This is a genomic window from Flagellimonas hymeniacidonis, assembly GCF_008040165.1.
Lineage (GTDB): Bacteria > Bacteroidota > Bacteroidia > Flavobacteriales > Flavobacteriaceae > Flagellimonas > Flagellimonas hymeniacidonis.
The window spans coordinates 1,086,405-1,102,760 of record NZ_VRUR01000001.1 but is presented as its reverse complement, the minus strand read 5'-3'; the positions used below and the strand labels follow the sequence as shown (position 1 = coordinate 1,102,760).

General features: G+C 37.5%; 14 protein-coding genes. 9 read left to right on the top strand and 5 right to left on the bottom strand.

Annotation, left to right across the window (positions count from 1 at the left end; genetic code table 11):
• Nucleotides 1–12: 12 nt before the first annotated feature.
• Together FVB32_RS04960 and FVB32_RS04955 are read right to left on the bottom strand one after the other, a co-directional pair.
• Nucleotides 13–411, bottom strand: a complete 399-nt coding sequence (locus FVB32_RS04960) for a DoxX family protein (protein WP_147741756.1) — start codon at nucleotides 409–411, stop codon at nucleotides 13–15.
• Nucleotides 412–422: 11 nt separating this feature from the next.
• Complete coding sequence (locus FVB32_RS04955; RefSeq protein WP_147743429.1) at nucleotides 423–1,574, bottom strand: DNA polymerase III subunit; 1,152 nt, start codon at nucleotides 1,572–1,574, stop codon at nucleotides 423–425.
• A gap of 132 nt (nucleotides 1,575–1,706) precedes the next feature.
• Here FVB32_RS04955 and FVB32_RS04950 point away from each other — a divergent pair, with 132 nt between their 5' ends.
• From FVB32_RS04950 to FVB32_RS04940, 3 genes are all read left to right on the top strand, one after another.
• On the top strand, nucleotides 1,707–2,897 hold the full coding sequence (locus FVB32_RS04950) for a phosphoglycerate kinase (protein ID WP_147741754.1): 1,191 nt from the start codon (nucleotides 1,707–1,709) through the stop codon (nucleotides 2,895–2,897).
• Nucleotides 2,898–3,016: 119 nt separating this feature from the next.
• Complete coding sequence (locus FVB32_RS04945) at nucleotides 3,017–4,660, top strand: lytic transglycosylase domain-containing protein (protein WP_147741752.1); 1,644 nt, start codon at nucleotides 3,017–3,019, stop codon at nucleotides 4,658–4,660.
• Between the two features lie 12 nt (nucleotides 4,661–4,672).
• Complete coding sequence (locus tag FVB32_RS04940) at nucleotides 4,673–5,662, top strand: DUF4837 family protein (RefSeq protein WP_147741750.1); 990 nt, start codon at nucleotides 4,673–4,675, stop codon at nucleotides 5,660–5,662.
• Nucleotides 5,663–5,743: 81 nt separating this feature from the next.
• Here the strand turns inward: FVB32_RS04940 and FVB32_RS17695 are convergent, their stop codons facing one another.
• The 3 genes from FVB32_RS17695 to tatA all read right to left on the bottom strand — a co-directional run bounded on the left by FVB32_RS17695 (nucleotide 5,744) and on the right by tatA (nucleotide 8,670).
• Nucleotides 5,744–5,914, bottom strand: a complete 171-nt coding sequence (locus tag FVB32_RS17695; RefSeq protein WP_187269504.1) for a DUF6747 family protein — start codon at nucleotides 5,912–5,914, stop codon at nucleotides 5,744–5,746.
• A gap of 267 nt (nucleotides 5,915–6,181) precedes the next feature.
• On the bottom strand, nucleotides 6,182–8,245 hold the full coding sequence (locus FVB32_RS04935; protein ID WP_147741748.1) for an OmpA family protein: 2,064 nt from the start codon (nucleotides 8,243–8,245) through the stop codon (nucleotides 6,182–6,184).
• A 230-nt stretch (nucleotides 8,246–8,475) separates the two neighbouring features.
• Nucleotides 8,476–8,670 carry a twin-arginine translocase TatA/TatE family subunit gene (gene tatA / locus FVB32_RS04930; protein ID WP_147741747.1) on the bottom strand — a complete coding sequence of 65 codons (195 nt, stop codon included), beginning with the start codon at nucleotides 8,668–8,670 and terminating at the stop codon, nucleotides 8,476–8,478.
• 169 nt (nucleotides 8,671–8,839) lie between these two features.
• Here tatA and FVB32_RS04925 point away from each other — a divergent pair, with 169 nt between their 5' ends.
• From FVB32_RS04925 to wecC, 6 genes are read left to right on the top strand one after another with little or no spacing between them, the layout of a single operon-like run.
• Nucleotides 8,840–9,709, top strand: coding sequence for a M23 family metallopeptidase (locus FVB32_RS04925; protein WP_147741745.1), 870 nt, complete (start codon nucleotides 8,840–8,842; stop codon nucleotides 9,707–9,709).
• Nucleotides 9,709–11,205: a GH3 auxin-responsive promoter family protein gene (locus FVB32_RS04920; RefSeq protein WP_147741743.1), complete on the top strand. Its 1,497-nt coding sequence runs from the start codon at nucleotides 9,709–9,711 to the stop codon at nucleotides 11,203–11,205. The genes FVB32_RS04925 and FVB32_RS04920 overlap by 1 nt, the downstream gene beginning before the upstream one ends.
• Before the next feature lie 54 nt (nucleotides 11,206–11,259).
• The gene (locus tag FVB32_RS04915) at nucleotides 11,260–12,948 is read left to right on the top strand and encodes a DUF6909 family protein (RefSeq protein WP_147741741.1); all 1,689 of its coding nucleotides are present in this window, start codon (nucleotides 11,260–11,262) and stop codon (nucleotides 12,946–12,948) included.
• A 2-nt stretch (nucleotides 12,949–12,950) separates the two neighbouring features.
• Nucleotides 12,951–13,943 carry a hypothetical protein gene (locus tag FVB32_RS04910; protein WP_147741739.1) on the top strand — a complete coding sequence of 331 codons (993 nt, stop codon included), beginning with the start codon at nucleotides 12,951–12,953 and terminating at the stop codon, nucleotides 13,941–13,943.
• A gap of 60 nt (nucleotides 13,944–14,003) precedes the next feature.
• Entirely contained in the window at nucleotides 14,004–15,128 is a 1,125-nt protein-coding gene (wecB, locus tag FVB32_RS04905; RefSeq protein ID WP_147741737.1) for a non-hydrolyzing UDP-N-acetylglucosamine 2-epimerase, read from the top strand.
• 2 nt (nucleotides 15,129–15,130) lie between these two features.
• Entirely contained in the window at nucleotides 15,131–16,345 is a 1,215-nt protein-coding gene (gene wecC / locus FVB32_RS04900; RefSeq protein WP_147741735.1) for a UDP-N-acetyl-D-mannosamine dehydrogenase, read from the top strand.
• Nucleotides 16,346–16,356 lie beyond the last annotated feature (11 nt).

The window sequence follows — 16,356 nt, the reverse complement described above, 5'->3', positions numbered from 1 at the left end:
CTGTCAACAGAATTAAGTTTGGAGCAAATAGAGTAAAAAGATGGTTGGAATAAAATAAATTACTATAGTCTTTGCCCCTTCATAATCTTTGGCAACCCGCTGTCCAAAAAGCAATAGCAACAAAGTGGTCGCAGAAAGTACGGCAGCACAAAACGCCATGTCGCTTTCACCTTCAGTAATGAATTGAAAAATACCTACAACAGATAGAAGTCCAGAAACCATTTCGGCAAGCAAAACAATTCCAAGCATTAGAGGCACAATGCCTTTCAAAAAAGTTTCTGAAAAATGACCCGTTAGCCAAGATGAATTTCCTTTCCAGTCCATAATTTTATCAATACCACTTTGTAAAAATGTGACGGCTAAAAAGACAAGCAACAAGATTTGGGTCGCATGCGAAGTAAAATGTTCCATAGTATTAGTTTTTAAGCTGCTTTAGCGTGAAGCAACCTGGTGAGTTTTATAGAGAGATCAGTAAAGATGATTTTAGAATTCCCATTCCGTTCCACGTGAAAAATTGCCTTTTCCAACTCCTCCACAATATCTTGAATGTTGTTTTCATGCACAAAGGGCGCAAACTTACCAAGATCAAACCCCTCCAAATGCATTTTGGCATAAACCAAACTGTCCGCTTTATAGTTTAGCAGAAGTGCTTGGCGCATCATCGTCAAACAATAATTTAAAAACTGTTTTTGCACTTCTCTTCCTGTTTTGGCAACCTCATCACTCCAAAGAATCAATTCCTGAATGGCCGCTTTATTTCCTTTTGCTTTGAAAGCACTACGCACCCATTGCACAAACCAGCGTTCGAATACCAAATCTTCAGAATCGTTGTTTAGCAAATCCAAAGCTTTATTAAAATTGCCATGGGCTTCATGGGCAATGGAAAGTGCTTCGTTTTCGGGTGCACCTTTCTTAATCAACTCCGTAGAAATATCATTTTGTGCCAATGGAGGAAAGTGTAGTATCTGGCAGCGAGAAAGAATAGTATTGATGATTTGTTCCTCCTCTTCAGCAATTAGAATTAACACCGTTTTTTCAGGAGGTTCTTCAATAAGTTTTAGAAGCTTATTAGCGGCAGAAATGTTCATTTTTTCGGCCATCCATATTACTACTATTTTATACCCTCCTTCATAAGATTTTAAAGAAAGCTTTTTAACCACATCTTGCGCCTCATCAACCCCAATTTGCCCTTGCTTTTTCTCAATACCAATAAGTCTGTACCAATCAAACAGATTGCCATAAGGCTGCTCGTTTATAAATTGTCGCCAATCTTGAAGATAATGGTCACTTACCGCATGGGATTTTACTTTATCGGAATTGGAAACCGGGAAAGCGAAATGTAGGTCTGGATGAGTAAGCGAATTGCACTTTGCATTGCAGGCTATATTGTCTCCTTCATTCTCACCCCCGCTATTACCACAAAGCAAGTATTGCGCATATGCCAGCGCCATTGGCAAAGTTCCAGAGCCTTCAGGGCCAATGAACAATTGAGCATGGGCCACTCTGCCAGAATCAGCAGTCGTTACCAAATGTTTTTTAATATGTTCTAGCCCTAAAACATCTTTAAACAGCATGCTCCAAAGATACATTTTTTAGGTTCCACATGTTTTGAACGGTTTTTTGTTGTGGCTCTAAAAATATGGTGCTAATGATCAAACTGGAAAGCAGGAAATCTTTACATTTGGGCTTGCCATAAACAAATACAAATGAAGACCATAGACGATTACAATTTTGAGGATAAAAAAGCTTTGATCCGAGTTGACTTTAATGTGCCGCTTGATGGAGATTTTAATGTTACGGATACGAGTAGAATTGATGCGGCGACCCCCAGTATATTAAAAGTTTTGGAAGATGGAGGCAGTGCTGTTTTAATGAGTCATTTGGGAAGACCTAAAGGAAAGGTAAATCCAGACATGTCATTATCCCATATTTGTGAAAAAGTTTCTGAAATTATTGGGGTGCAGGTAAAATTTGCTTCGGACTGTGTTGGGGATGTTGCAGATACTGCCGTTTCGGAATTGCAAAGCGGGGAAGTATTGTTGTTGGAAAACCTTCGATTTTATAGTGAGGAAGAAAGTGGGGATGAAGCTTTTGCCGAAGCACTTTCCAAACATGGTGATATTTATGTGAACGATGCCTTTGGCACTGCCCATAGAGCCCATGCCTCTACCACTATTGTAGCCAACTATTTTTCTGGGAATAAGTGTTTTGGATATTTATTGGCAAAAGAAATAAAGGCTATAGAAAAAGTGATGCAAACGGGAGAAAAACCAATTACTGCTATTTTGGGAGGAGCAAAGGTTTCATCCAAAATCACCATCATTGAAAATATTCTGGATAAGGTGGACAATCTAATTATTGGTGGTGGAATGACCTATACTTTTGTAAAAGCACAAGGAGGAAAAGTGGGCGATTCCATCTGCGAGGATGACAAAATGGAATTGGCCTTGGACATTTTAAAACAAGCTTCTGAAAAAGGGGTAAAAGTTCATTTACCAGTTGATGTTTTGGCAGCAGATGCCTTTGATAATAGTGCCAACACCCAATTTATGGATGTTAATGAGATTCCAGATGGATGGCAAGGACTTGATGCTGGGCCTCAGACTATGGAGAACTTTAAGCAGGTAATTTTGGATTCTAAAACGATACTTTGGAACGGACCTGTAGGTGTTTTTGAAATGGAGAATTTTGCAAAAGGGACCATAGCAGTAGGCAATGCAATTGATGAAGCCACTCAAAATGGAGCGTTCTCCCTTGTCGGTGGCGGAGATTCAGTAGCCGCTGTGAAGCAATTTGGCTTTGAAGAAAAAGTGAGTTATGTGTCTACCGGAGGAGGTGCAATGCTAGAGAGTTTGGAGGGAAGAACACTTCCAGGAATCGCGGCAATATTGGGCTAATCTGCACGTTATGAATTAATAGGAGAAATCTTATGCTATGCCATGTTTTAGGCTGAAAGCTTTAATATTTCAGAAAAAAACACCATTTTCGTTTGCCCCAAAATCAAACCTTATCCAAAATGAACCAAAATTTTAAAATAGCTGCATGGGCAGTGCTCCTGTTTTCAACCACATCACTCTTTGCACAAGAGATAGATTCTACGGGTACGAAGCAAGCTGATACCAAAGAAGCATTATTACAACCTACACCAAACGATTCTGTTTCGGAACAGGCAATTAAGCCATTAAATCTTAAAATCGCTGAAGACAAAATTGATGGGAATACCGTTATAGCATCTTCAGATGAGCTGAGCAAGACCCAACTAATGGACTTGGAGGAGGCCAGAAGATATGACAGTCTTTGGTTAAAAGAGTTACACAATAGCGCTCAACTTTTTAGTGAGATGTTGCTCGAGGTACAAAATCCATCAGAAGAAGAAATTACCCTGGTTGATTTACCTACGGATACGCTTAAAGCAAGGTTGGCGTTGTTGGATGAAAAAACACCTTTTAATATTTCGTACAATCCATCTTTGGAGAGTGTAATAAAATCCTTTCTGGTTAGGAAGAAAGATTTAATGCAAAGGATGATCACGGCCAGCCAATTTTATTTTCCACTTTTTGAACAAGAGCTGGACAACAATGATGTTCCGCTAGAGGTAAAATATTTGGCTATTATAGAATCAGCCTTGAACCCAAGAGCCAGATCAAGAGTTGGGGCCAAGGGACTGTGGCAGTTTATGTATGGCACTGGTAAAATGTATGGATTGGAAGTAAGCAGTTATGTAGACGAGCGTAATGATCCAATTTTTGCGACAAAAGCCGCCGCGAAATATTTATCCAAGCTCCATAATATTTTTAACGATTGGGATTTGGCATTGGCTGCTTACAACTCCGGTCCAGGAAATGTAAACAAAGCCATAAGACGATCTGGAGGCTATAAAAATTATTGGAATATTAGAAGAAATCTTCCACGTGAAACAGCAGGTTATTTACCTGCATTTCTTGCCACGATGTATATTTTTGAATATGCGGAGGAACACGGACTTCAATATAAAAAAGCTGACAGACCTTATTTTGAGACCGATACTATCCACGTAAAAAACCTAATTACGTTTGACCAAATATCCAAACTAGTTGATATAAGCACGGAAGAATTGGAAATGTTGAACCCTGCTTACAAATTAAACATCATTCCCAAAATCAAGGGGAAAAACTACGCGCTTCGTTTACCCGTTACCAAAATAGGCAAGTTTGTAAACAATGAAGAAGCCATTTATGCCTATGCAAAAAAAGAGTTGGACTCTTTGGAAAAACCGTTGCCACAACTTACGCAAGCAAAAAATCAGGTTAGGTATAAAGTTAGAAGTGGGGACTATTTAGGAAAAATAGCAGAGCGATATGGTGTAGGAGTAAGTCAAATAAAAAGATGGAATGGCCTGCGGAGTAACAATTTAAGAGTTGGACAACGACTCACTATTTTCCCGAGAAAACCCTATCTTCCTAAACAGGCAGTGGCCAAAACCAGTTCTTCCAAATCAACTTCAGGAGGAGCATTGGCAAGCGGCTCAAAGGTACATACGGTTCAGGAAGGAGACTCGCTTTGGACCATATCAAGAAAATACCCTGGAGTTTCTATTGAAAATTTACGAAAATGGAACGGTCTTAGTGGTAATAACTTGAAACCGGGCACAAAACTTAAATTGTGCGATTGTTCTTCGTAAATTTAACTCGAGATGAAAAAATTTGGAACACTAAGCATCACCATTTTTTTAATGGTGATTATATCATGTAAAGATTCTGGAAAAAAAGAACGATTTCTTCCCCCATCTACGGGAGGAATCAACTCCTTAATGGTAGTGATGGACTCCGAACTCTGGAAGGGCGGTATTGGAGATAAAATACGGGAGCATTTTGCTGCACCGGTTTTGGGATTGCCACAAGGAGAACCAAAATTTACGATTACCCAAATACCCCCTCAGATTTTTAAAGGAGCAATCACATACTCCAGATCCGTTCTTTTTGTTGAGCAAGACACCCTTTCGCGCGCGCACATAAAAACGGATGTATATGCAAAACCACAAAAAATTGCGGTAATTAAAGGGGAAACCTACAATGATCTAGCCGGGAATATTGATTCTTTGGCCGGGAGGGCAATAGCATCCTTTAAAAGAGTAGAAATTAATGAGGCACAGAGACGTTTTACCCGGTCCTTGACCAAGGAAAAAGCGTTTGAAGAGGAGTTTGGGATAAGCTTAAACGTTCCTTCTTTATATAAAGTTGGGAAACACGAAAAGAATTTTGTTTGGATGGACATTCAAATTCCAAAAGGCACTATGAATATTGTAGCATATGCAATGCCCTGGAATAGCTTTGCCAACGATTCCACTTTTGTAAGTGATATTGTTAAAATGAGGGACTCTATAGGCAAAAAGTATGTGCCAGGCCCATATGAAAAGACATTTATGATTACTGAAAAGGCATTTTCCCCCTATATTTTTCCTGCCCAAATTGGCGGAAAAAAGGCTGCTGAGGCCAGAGGAGTATGGGAAATCAGTGGTTACCCAATGGCGGGCCCTTTTATAACCTATATCATCAACGATAAAGAGAACAATAGGAAATTGGTGTTAGAAGGATTTACCTTTGCCCCTTCTGAAGAAAAGCGAGATTACATGTTTGAATTAGAAGCCATATTAAGAACTGTAAAATTTAATCAGGGTTCTTAGTTGACTTGTTTGATAAACAGAAAAGCCCAGTGAGCCAGAGCCTACTGGGCTTTTTTGTTCTTTAAATGCTTAACTAATGTTTTAGTCAAAGGCAAACCCAGTCGCAATTCTATATACGAAAGCATAAAGCACAATAAAGAACATCACAAAACTGAACCAAGCAAATACCTTAAAGTATTTCTCTATCACAATATGACCTAGGTTTTTGAAACCTTCCAAATAAATTTCTTTTACGAGTATTAGTTTTTTCATAAATAAGTTTTTAAGATTTAAAGACAGGACAAAGATTATGGTTTCCCAGAGGGAGTAAAAAACAATGGGATAAAACACCAAAAAAGAATGATGAAAACCTCATGAATTATAAAAACCCCATGAAGCACAATTTTTCATGGATTAAATGCATGGGTGTAAATACAGGATATCGAGGAAAAGAATCGGTGGAATGCACTTTTAAGAATAATGGAATAAAAAAATCCCCAATTTTTTGTTGGGGATTTTAGCTTTTTAGGGTGTGTTGGGTCACATTTCTACTATAATAAACTCTGAGCGCCGATTTTCTTGATGTTTGGCTCTGGAACAACGCCTACCATCTCCACAGTCGTTTAAGAGCCGCTCTTCTCCATAACCAAGAGCACTTTGAATCCTTGAGGCATCGATTCCTTTAGAGATAATATAATCCCTTGTGGATTTTGCGCGTTTGTCTGAAAGGTATTTGTTGTAAACCTTTTTCCCGATGGCATCTGTATGAGATTCGATTTTGATTACCATGTCTGGGTATTCTCTCATCACCTCTACCAGTTTGTCCAGCTCTGCGGCAGCCTGTTGTTTTATATTGAATCGGTCAAAATCAAAATAAATCGTTTCAGTCTCCAATTTCAGCACGCCTTTTTCTTCGGCTATTATTTCTTGAAGCTGTGTTAAGGATTGCGTTATACTTACTTGCTCATTTTTTCTGGTGGTAATGGGGGAGGTTTGTTCAAAATATCCCTTCTTAACAGTCTTAATAGTGTATTTAGTTTTGGGTTTAAGGTTTTTAAAAATAAAACTACCATCTTTTGATGTTACAATAGAATCAACACGAAGGTTGTCACTATCCACTAGAGTTACCATTGCATCGGCAATAGGATCTCCGTTTATGTGATCTGCAATGGACCCAGAAATAGCGTTGAGGTTTAGGATGTGCTTAAAGGAATAGATGTCATCATCCCCTTTTCCTCCTTTTCTATTTGAGGCAAAATAACCTTTCTCGTTATTTTCATCAATGATATAGGAAAAATCATCCCTACTACTATTAATGGGTTCCCCAAGATTGATACCTACACTGAAAAAGCCGTCTACATGGTCGGATTTGTATATATCCAGTCCTCCCATCCCCATGTTTCTGTCAGATGAAAAATATAGTGCATCCTCCGTAATATATGGGAACATTTCTTTTTTGTTGGTATTGATTGTTCTTCCAAGGTTTTTAGGTTCAGAGAATTTGCCCGCTTCTAGGATGTCGACACTGTAAACGTCAGTGCCGCCGAACCCGCCGGGTCTGTCAGACACAAAGTATAACTTCTTTCCGTCAGGACTTACCGAGGGATGACCAGTAGAGTAGTTTTCACTATTAAACGATACCTCAACAGCTTTGGTCCATTCTCCATCGATGAGTTTAGATTGATAGATTTTTAAATGATTTATACCATTTTTGCCGCGTTTCAGCTTTTTGCCGAAGTTGTTTCTGGTAAAATAGATGGTCTTTTGATCAGGAGAAAAAGCAACCGAAGCTTCGTGGTATTTTGTATTGATTTCTTTGGAGAACTTTTTAGGGCTCGTTAAGTCTTCCCCTTCGCTATCGGTTTTGGCCACATAAAGATCAAGGAAAGGTTGGTTGTTCCATTTATAACGACGGGTAGTTAAGAAGGAAGAATCATGTGCTGACGCAAAAACGACCTCAGATTCGTTATGAAACATTGGGGAGAAATCGGAATATTTGGAATTTATGGCCATATTCTTAATCTCCACAAGAGCTGGGGCATATTCGGCAACATTGTCTTTGGCCAATTCTTTAAGCGGTTCATCTCTTTTCTGCCTAAACAACTTTGTAAGCTTGGCAGCTCTTCTATACCGTCCGGTTCCTTTTAAGCTATGGGCATATTTAAAGAACTTTTCTTCTGTTATTAGTTCTCTGTAGGTCTCATAAAGTTCATGGTACCATTTATACGATTTTTCCAAGTTTCCACTGTAATAATGGGAATCTCCTGCATTAGAAAGGAGATTGAAAGTGTGCTTTGCTTCGCTTTTTTCAAGGACCATATCATAGATACGCGCTGCCTCAGCATACCACATTTTACCAAAATACTCATCTGCTTTCTTTATAAGCTTATCCGTTGTGCCCTTTTTCCGCATGAATTTTGCGAGTTGCTTTCGGCTTAGGCTTTCAAATTCTTTGGAAAGTGTTTTTGTATTGGTGTCAGTGCCGGTATTGTTCGCTACGGCAGCCAACAATTCTTCATCATCAAACTGCAATAGGGTGACCTCCTGAGATTTAAGCCCAGGTGTGAGAAGAAGAAATAATAAGATTAAAAACGGTCTTTTCATAATCACTCCGTCTGTACAAATAACTGTCAGGTGATTGATAGTACATCAAGCTCAGCGAACTTAATGTAAGTTTCAAACGCTAAAATAGAACAAGGTGGTAGCGTTTATAACTTTTTGTTGTGAAAGGGGGAATTTATAGCGTGTATGCAATAAAAATGTGGTTTTTCATCGATAAAGCCTTTAAGTATAAGCTTTTAATGCGTAGGAAAAACCTTTATAATAAAATAGATTTAAGAGTCGGATTCCTTTCCACCCTCTATTTTCTCATCTTCTTTTGAAGCATCCTTGAATTCTTTTATACCGCTGCCCAGACCTCTCATAAGTTCAGGAATTTTTTTGCCTCCAAAAAGCAAAAGAACAACAAGTACAACAAGTACAATTTGCCAAGGACCTAGCATACCAAGAAAAATAGTTTGAGCAATCATAACATCAACGCCTTTAAATGAACAGTAAAATTAGTAAAAAGAACCTTAAGGCTCTATGCCATTAACGAAAATTAGCAATTCAAATTGCTTATAAGCCAAATTCAAGGCATAACTTCATTTTAAAAAGCTTAACAGCTAAAATTAAAATCTAAAGTTATCTTTGTTCATTATGGCAAAGGATAAGAAGAAAAGAAAGGAAATAAAACGAAAGCTACTGCACAAGTATCGCCTGGTAATACTTAATGAGAGCACTTTTGAGGAAAAAATATCTTTTAAGCTTAGCCGGCTTAACGTTTTTGTTACGGGAACACTGTTTATTATTGCGCTCATAGGCCTTACTACCCTCATAATTGCGTTTACTCCCTTACGGGAATATATTCCCGGCTATTCGTCTACCAGACTTAAAAGACAGGCTACAGAGCTTACATATAAGACAGATTCTCTTGTAACGGTTCTTAATTATACCAACAGGTATTTAGACAATGTACGCCTTGTTTTAAGGGGGGATATTGAAAATAACGAGGTGAACAGAGATTCCCTTTTCGAAAAATTCAAACTTGACCCCTCTACTGTGGATCTAACACCAATTCGAGAAGATCTATTATTACGGGAAGAAGTGGAATTGGAGGATAAGTACAATTTGTTCGAGCGAAATGTGACAAATGTTGAAGCGCTTCTGTTCTCACCATTGACAGGAACGCTATCACAAAATTTTGACCCCAAAACGAGGCATTATGCCGTAGACGTAGTTGCACCAAAGGATTCTCCTGTAAAATCCATAGCTAATGGAACGGTGCTTTTTTCCGAATGGACTTCTGAAACAGGATATGTAATTATCATTGAACATCAAGATGGGCTTACTTCAGTGTATAAGCACAACGGCTCGCTAAGCAAGTCTCAAGGAGATTTGGTTCGGGCAGGTGAAGTCATTGCTTCCATAGGAAACACAGGTGAACTCACCACGGGTCCACACCTGCATTTCGAACTTTGGAAAAACGGAAAGCCTGTTAATCCATTAAACTATATTGATTTTAATTGATGTCTTTAAAAAAGGTTGCAGCAAAACTTTTTGCCAGGAGAATTGCAAAAAAAACCGCAAAATGGGTGAATAACCCCATACAAACGCAACAAAAAGTTTTTAAAGAGCTCGTTTCTTCTGCGGCCAAGACCAGATTTGGTAAGGATCATAATTTTGATGCTATTAGCACTTATGCTGATTTTGCCAAAAAAGTACCTGTTAGAGATTATGAACAGCTTAAAGATTATGTTCAAAAAATAATTGATGGCGAAAGTGATGTGCTGTGGCCGAATAAACCCATTTATTTTGCCAAAACCTCGGGTACTACCTCAGGAGCGAAGTATATTCCTATCACAAGGGAATCCATTAAGCATCAAGTTGAAGCCTCTAGAAATGCGATTTTGTCTTATATCCATGAGACTGGTAATGCCGATTTTGTAAATGGCCGAATGATTTTTTTACAGGGAAGCCCTATTCTTGAAGAAAAAGGAGGAATAAAATTAGGTCGGCTTTCGGGAATCTCCGCTCATTATGTTCCCAATTATTTGCAAAAGAATAGGTTGCCAAGCTGGGAAACCAATTGTATTGAAGATTGGGAAACCAAGGTAGATAAGATTATTGAAGAGACAGAAAATGAGGATATGACAGTGATTGCAGGCATTCCGTCATGGGTGCAGATGTATTTTGAAAAGTTGAATGCAAAATCTGGAAAAAAGGTTGGGGAGCTTTTTAAGAATTTTCAATTGTTTATATATGGAGGGGTCAACTATGAACCTTATCGTGCCAAGTTTGAAAATTTGATTGGAAAAAAAGTAGATAGTATAGAGTTATTCCCAGCTAGTGAAGGATTCTTTGCCTATCAAGATTCCCAAAACGAGAATGGAATGCTTTTACTGCTCAATTCAGGTATTTTTTATGAGTTTATAAAAGCAGATGAGTTTTTTGATGAAAATCCAAGAAGGCTCACCTTTGAAGATGTAGAATTGAATGTGGATTACGCATTGATAATATCAACGAATGCGGGGTTGTGGGCCTACAATATTGGAGATACCGTCCGGTTTATTTCTATACAGCCTTATAGAATAGTTGTTTCGGGAAGAATAAAACATTTTATCTCCGCTTTTGGGGAGCATGTAATTGCAAAAGAAGTAGAAGAAGCCATAAAAGAAGCAACCATGCAAACCGATGCACTAATAAACGAGTTTACTGTTGCACCTCAAACGGCACCAAAGAATGGAGAGCTTCCGTTTCATGAATGGTTCATAGAATTTGAGAGACCACCATCTGACATCTCTAAATTTTCAAGTTTGATTGAGGAAAGCATGAAAACGCAGAACTCCTATTACCTTGATTTAATTGAAGGAAACATCCTGCAACCTCTTAAAATAACTAAGGTGAGGCAAGGAGGTTTTCAGGCCTATATGAAGACAATAGGCAAACTTGGCGGACAGAATAAGGTACAACGATTATCCAATGATCGAAAAGTTGCAGACGGACTTTCACCTTTTCAAATATAGATAGCAAACAACAATGCTACTTTCTTAGGAATTCATGTATTTTTGCCAGAAGTTATGATGGCAACCGAAGTAAAACAAACTACAAGAGCACAAGAATCCACCAACGCTATTGAGCGTCTGTACATCACAATGAGGCACCTACTCAATAGAGGATTTTACAAACCCTCAGGAGTTTCAGGAAACGCATTAAGAAGTGCACTTTTGTTGTTAAGGCCAGAGATTTATGGTTCTGTCGCCGAAGAAAAGGCAGAGCTTAATGGATTGATTTATGTACTGGAAAGATTACCTGAAGGCATAGAAGAGTGTCGATTTATAAATCTTACCTCAGACGAAGGGTTCTCAAAATCACACCTTAAAGCTATAGTTCCTCCAAAACGTAGAAGAAATTGTTATAGAATTGATGACGAGCAAATGAATATTGAGATAACGCGCGGGAGAAGCGACATTTACGATATTCTTACCCACCTCACCTTTCTTTTTATTGAATCAGGAAAAATCTGTAAACGAGTTTTAGTTGAAGATGGGACGGCAACAATACGTGATTGGGGTAAATTGGCCCGCTTTGTGGAAAACGAAGAAAAGAATGATTCGGAGCGCGAGGTTGCACAGATACACGCTGCAAACATTTTGGGGAGAACTTTTGACGAAGTAGTTGAAATTGAAAATAAACTGAGCACTCCAACGCAACCAGATCGTTTTTTGAACATCATTTTTTGGCTGGGCAAATTGGCTATTGAAGAAGAAACAACAGGTAATAAGCGCACCATCACCTTTAGTCCATTGCTGAGAGAGCGGCTAGGCCACCATATTCATGGAGAAAGGTGGGCAACAATGATAAAGCAGACCCTCAACAAGCACAATTTATTAGAAAGACCAATTCATATTATTAGCGCCAACATGCACAGTGTTATGAATTCATTGTTTGCAAAAAAGGTGCTGGCCAAAGAATTTCCAGATGGAAAGTCTTTGGATATTTATGAAGCCCTTAGTTCTTCAAAAAACAAAGAGCTGCGTAAAAAAGTTACAGATGCAGGAGAAAAAAATGGGATGATTTTTATAGATGATGAATCTGGAGCCAACATTGATGTTCAGATTTTTGATTCTGCAAAATTTGGAAAAGATACATGTTGTTACGATTTTCCATCTGACCTTTCAACGGAAGAGAAACCCGTTATCTTTGTAATGGATTATGCTTTTGGAGAACAGGCCTATGAAACTATAGATGAGTTACTAAAACCGGTGGAAACGGGCAACGGAAAGAAATTTTTAAATGTTGATTCCATTTCAGTGATGGGTAAAGCAGGTATTTTAGAAGGTGGTAAAGGGGATTTGATGATTCCTTCAGCACACATTTTTGAAGGAACCGCGGACAATTATCCGTTTAAAAATGAACTATGCTCAGCGGATTTTGAAGGCTATGGATTGAAAGTATTGGAAGGAACAATGGTGACGGTGCTAGGAACATCGCTCCAAAATAAGGACATTCTTCGGTTTTTTCATGAATCTACTTGGAATGTAATTGGTTTGGAAATGGAAGGAGTGCACTACCAAAAGGCGGTTCAATCTGCATCTAAAATTAGGAAGAGCATCAAAAAAGATGTAAAAGTAAGATACGCATATTATGCTTCCGATAACCCTTTAGAAACTGGAAGTACATTAGCATCAGGAGGATTGGGGACAACAGGTGTAAAACCCACATATTTGATAACAGATAGGATTTTAAAACAAATATTCAACGCATAGATATGGCAGGCCAACCAGCAAACAATAACAATTCAGATGAAATTGATTTGGGACAGTTGTTTCAAATGATAGGTAGGGGATTTAATAAAATTGGAATAGCTTTTTTAAGAACGTTCCTTTATTTAAAAAAGAATGCTTTGATTCTGGGGATTCTTGTTATAGTTGGAGTAGGACTCGGATACGGACTTAACCAGATTTCTAGAAATAAGCTGAAAATTGAGGTAATTGTAAAACCTAATTTAGAAAGTAAGAACTATCTATATGATGTTGTTGCAGAGTTAGAAAGTAATATAAGAGCCAAAGATTCCGTCTTTTTTAAGAATATTGGCGCGGATGTTACAAATTTAAAGGAGCTTAAAATTACGATTGAACCTATAGAAGATGGGAAAAAAGGAGAAGGGGATTTGGAATACCTTGAACTTTTGGAGAAATTTCAAACTAATGACGAATTTTTGGATTTGATTAAATCCGAGCTTTCAAATAAAACCTCATTAAACCATAGAATCACCTTTTTTTTCAAAAACCCATCTGAAGGAAAATTATTTGCGCAAAAAGTTATGGAATATATAAATTCCAATGAATATTTTAATGAATTGGTGGATACATCCAATAAAAATGCTTTGGAAAGAATTGAAAGAAATGAAACATTCATAAAACAGATTGATGAATTGATTTCTATTTACTCTAAGAGTTTTAATATTCAAAGCAGTCAGAACGGAGATGGGCGAATTGTATTGGATAATAACGAAAAAATGAATGTTACTGGCCTTTTTAGTTTAAAAAATCAACTCATAAAGAATACTGAGCAAAAGAAGATTGAAGTTAAAGAACAGAAACAAGCGATTAACATAATTAATCTTGGAAATGTTCAACGGGTTAAAAGGACTCTTTTTTCAAAGGCCACCGTACTTGTGCCTGGCTTTCTAGTAGGCTTATTTTTTGCATTTTCGGCAATTAGGTTTCTTAATAAGAAAGCATTTGAGCTATCAATCTAATTGTGTGCTAAATCAAAAAAAGGAAACAGTACGACAGTAGTTATGAGAATATAATGTCTAATGATAAGAAACCTGATCATTTTCGGTACAAGACCAGAAGCCATTAAAATGGCACCTTTGATAAAGGAATTTCAAAAGTTTCCAGAGAGATTTGTAACGAAGGTCTGTATTACTGCACAACATCGAGAAATGTTGGATCAAGTGCTTGATTTTTTTGAAATAGTGCCAGATTATGATTTGAACTTAATGAAGCCCAATCAGAATCTTTATTCTTTGACCTCTGATATAATTATTGGATTAAAACCAATTTTAGAAGGATTTAAACCGGACTTTGTATATGTGCATGGGGATACAACAACAACTATGGCATCGAGTGTTGCTGCTTTTTATTCCGGCTCAAAAGTGTGTCATGTTGAGGCAGGACTTAGAACTTTTAACATACAATCTCCCTTTCCTGAGGAAATGAATAGATGTGTTACAGGAGTTGTATCCAATATTCATTTTTCCCCTACTGAAACATCAAAACAAAATTTATTAAATGAAAATAAACCTACTGACAAAATAGTAGTAACTGGTAATACCGTAATTGATGCATTGAAATTTAGTGTCGAAAAAGTAAATAATACTGATTATCAAGATGAGGAAATAGATTTATTGGAGAATTTAATGGACTCAAACAAGAAGCTGATTTTGGTAACTGGACATCGAAGAGAAAATCACGGACAAGGTTTTATCAATATTTGTGAAGCACTTAAACTTATAGCAACTAATAATCCAGATACTCAAATTATATACCCGGTTCATTTAAATCCAAATGTTCAAAAGCCTGTTTACAAACTTTTGGATCAAATAGAAAACATACAATTAATTGCTCCATTGTCTTATCCGGCATTTGTTTGGTTAATGAATCAATCTTATTTGATAATTACAGATAGCGGCGGCGTACAAGAAGAGGCCCCAAGTCTAGGAAAACCAGTTTTGGTAATGCGTGACACTACCGAGCGACCAGAAGCAGTAGAGGCAGGTACCGTACTACTTGTTGGTACAAACAAGGAAAAAATTATTGCTGAAACGACCAAGTTGCTCAAAGAAAGCGAGGAATATTCGAAAATGAGCAAACTTCACAACCCTTATGGAGATGGAAACGCCTGCGAGAAAATTGTAGATTATATTTCAAAAAGTTAAAAATGAACAATTACCCTGAAGTTGTTATGATGGGGCTTGGTTATATTGGCCTGCCTACCGCTGCTTTGATTGCAAAAAACAAAGTTCCAGTACATGGGGTGGATATCAACCCAGATGTAGTTGAAACAATTAATGCAGGCAAAATACATATTGTTGAGCCGGAATTAGATGAGGCAGTGGAGAATGCAGTGAAAGAAGGATTTTTAAAAGCTGGAACAAATCCGGTTGAGGCCAATACTTACCTTATTGTGGTGCCAACTCCTTTTAAGGATAAGAACGAGCCAGATATTTCATTTGTAAAAGCAGCAACCGAAGCTATAATTCCTCTTCTAAAAAAGGATGACCTATATATTATAGAATCAACCTCTCCAATCGGGACCACTGAAAGAATGATGAACCTGATTTTTGAGCAGCGACCAGAATTAAAAAATAAACTTCATATTGCCTATTGCCCAGAAAGGGTATTACCAGGAAATGTGATGTATGAGTTGGTGCACAATGATAGGGTTATTGGCGGGATTAATGAAGCTTCCACCAACAAAGCGGTTGATTTTTATTCTAAGTACATTGAGGGAGAATTGCATAAGACCAATGCTAGAACGGCTGAAATGTGCAAATTAGTGGAGAATTCATCAAGAGATGTACAAATAGCATTTGCAAATGAGTTGTCCTTAATTTGTGATAAGGCAGATATTAATGTGTGGGAATTAATTTCTTTGGCTAATAGGCATCCTCGTGTGAACATTTTACAACCTGGTTGTGGTGTAGGAGGACATTGCATTGCAGTAGATCCATATTTCATTGTGGCAGATTACCCCATGGAATCTAAAATTATTGGAACTGCTCGTGAAATCAATAATTACAAATCATTTTGGTGCGCAGAAAAAGTAAAATCCTCTAAAATGGAGTTTCAATTGAAACATGGAAGAAAACCTCGTATCGCTCTTATGGGTCTCGCGTTTAAACCCAATATTGATGATTTACGTGAATCACCTGCAAAATATATTGTTCAAAAAGTATTACAAGATGCAAATAATGAAGAATATTTTATCGTAGAGCCAAATATTACCTCGCATAAAGTATTCAAACTTACTGATTATCAAATAGCTGCTGAAGAAGCAGATATAATCGTTTTTCTTGTTGCCCATAATGAATTCATGTCTTTGGAAATAACTGATGAAAAACAAATACTTGATTTTTGTGGTGTTAAAAAATAGGAGATTAAATT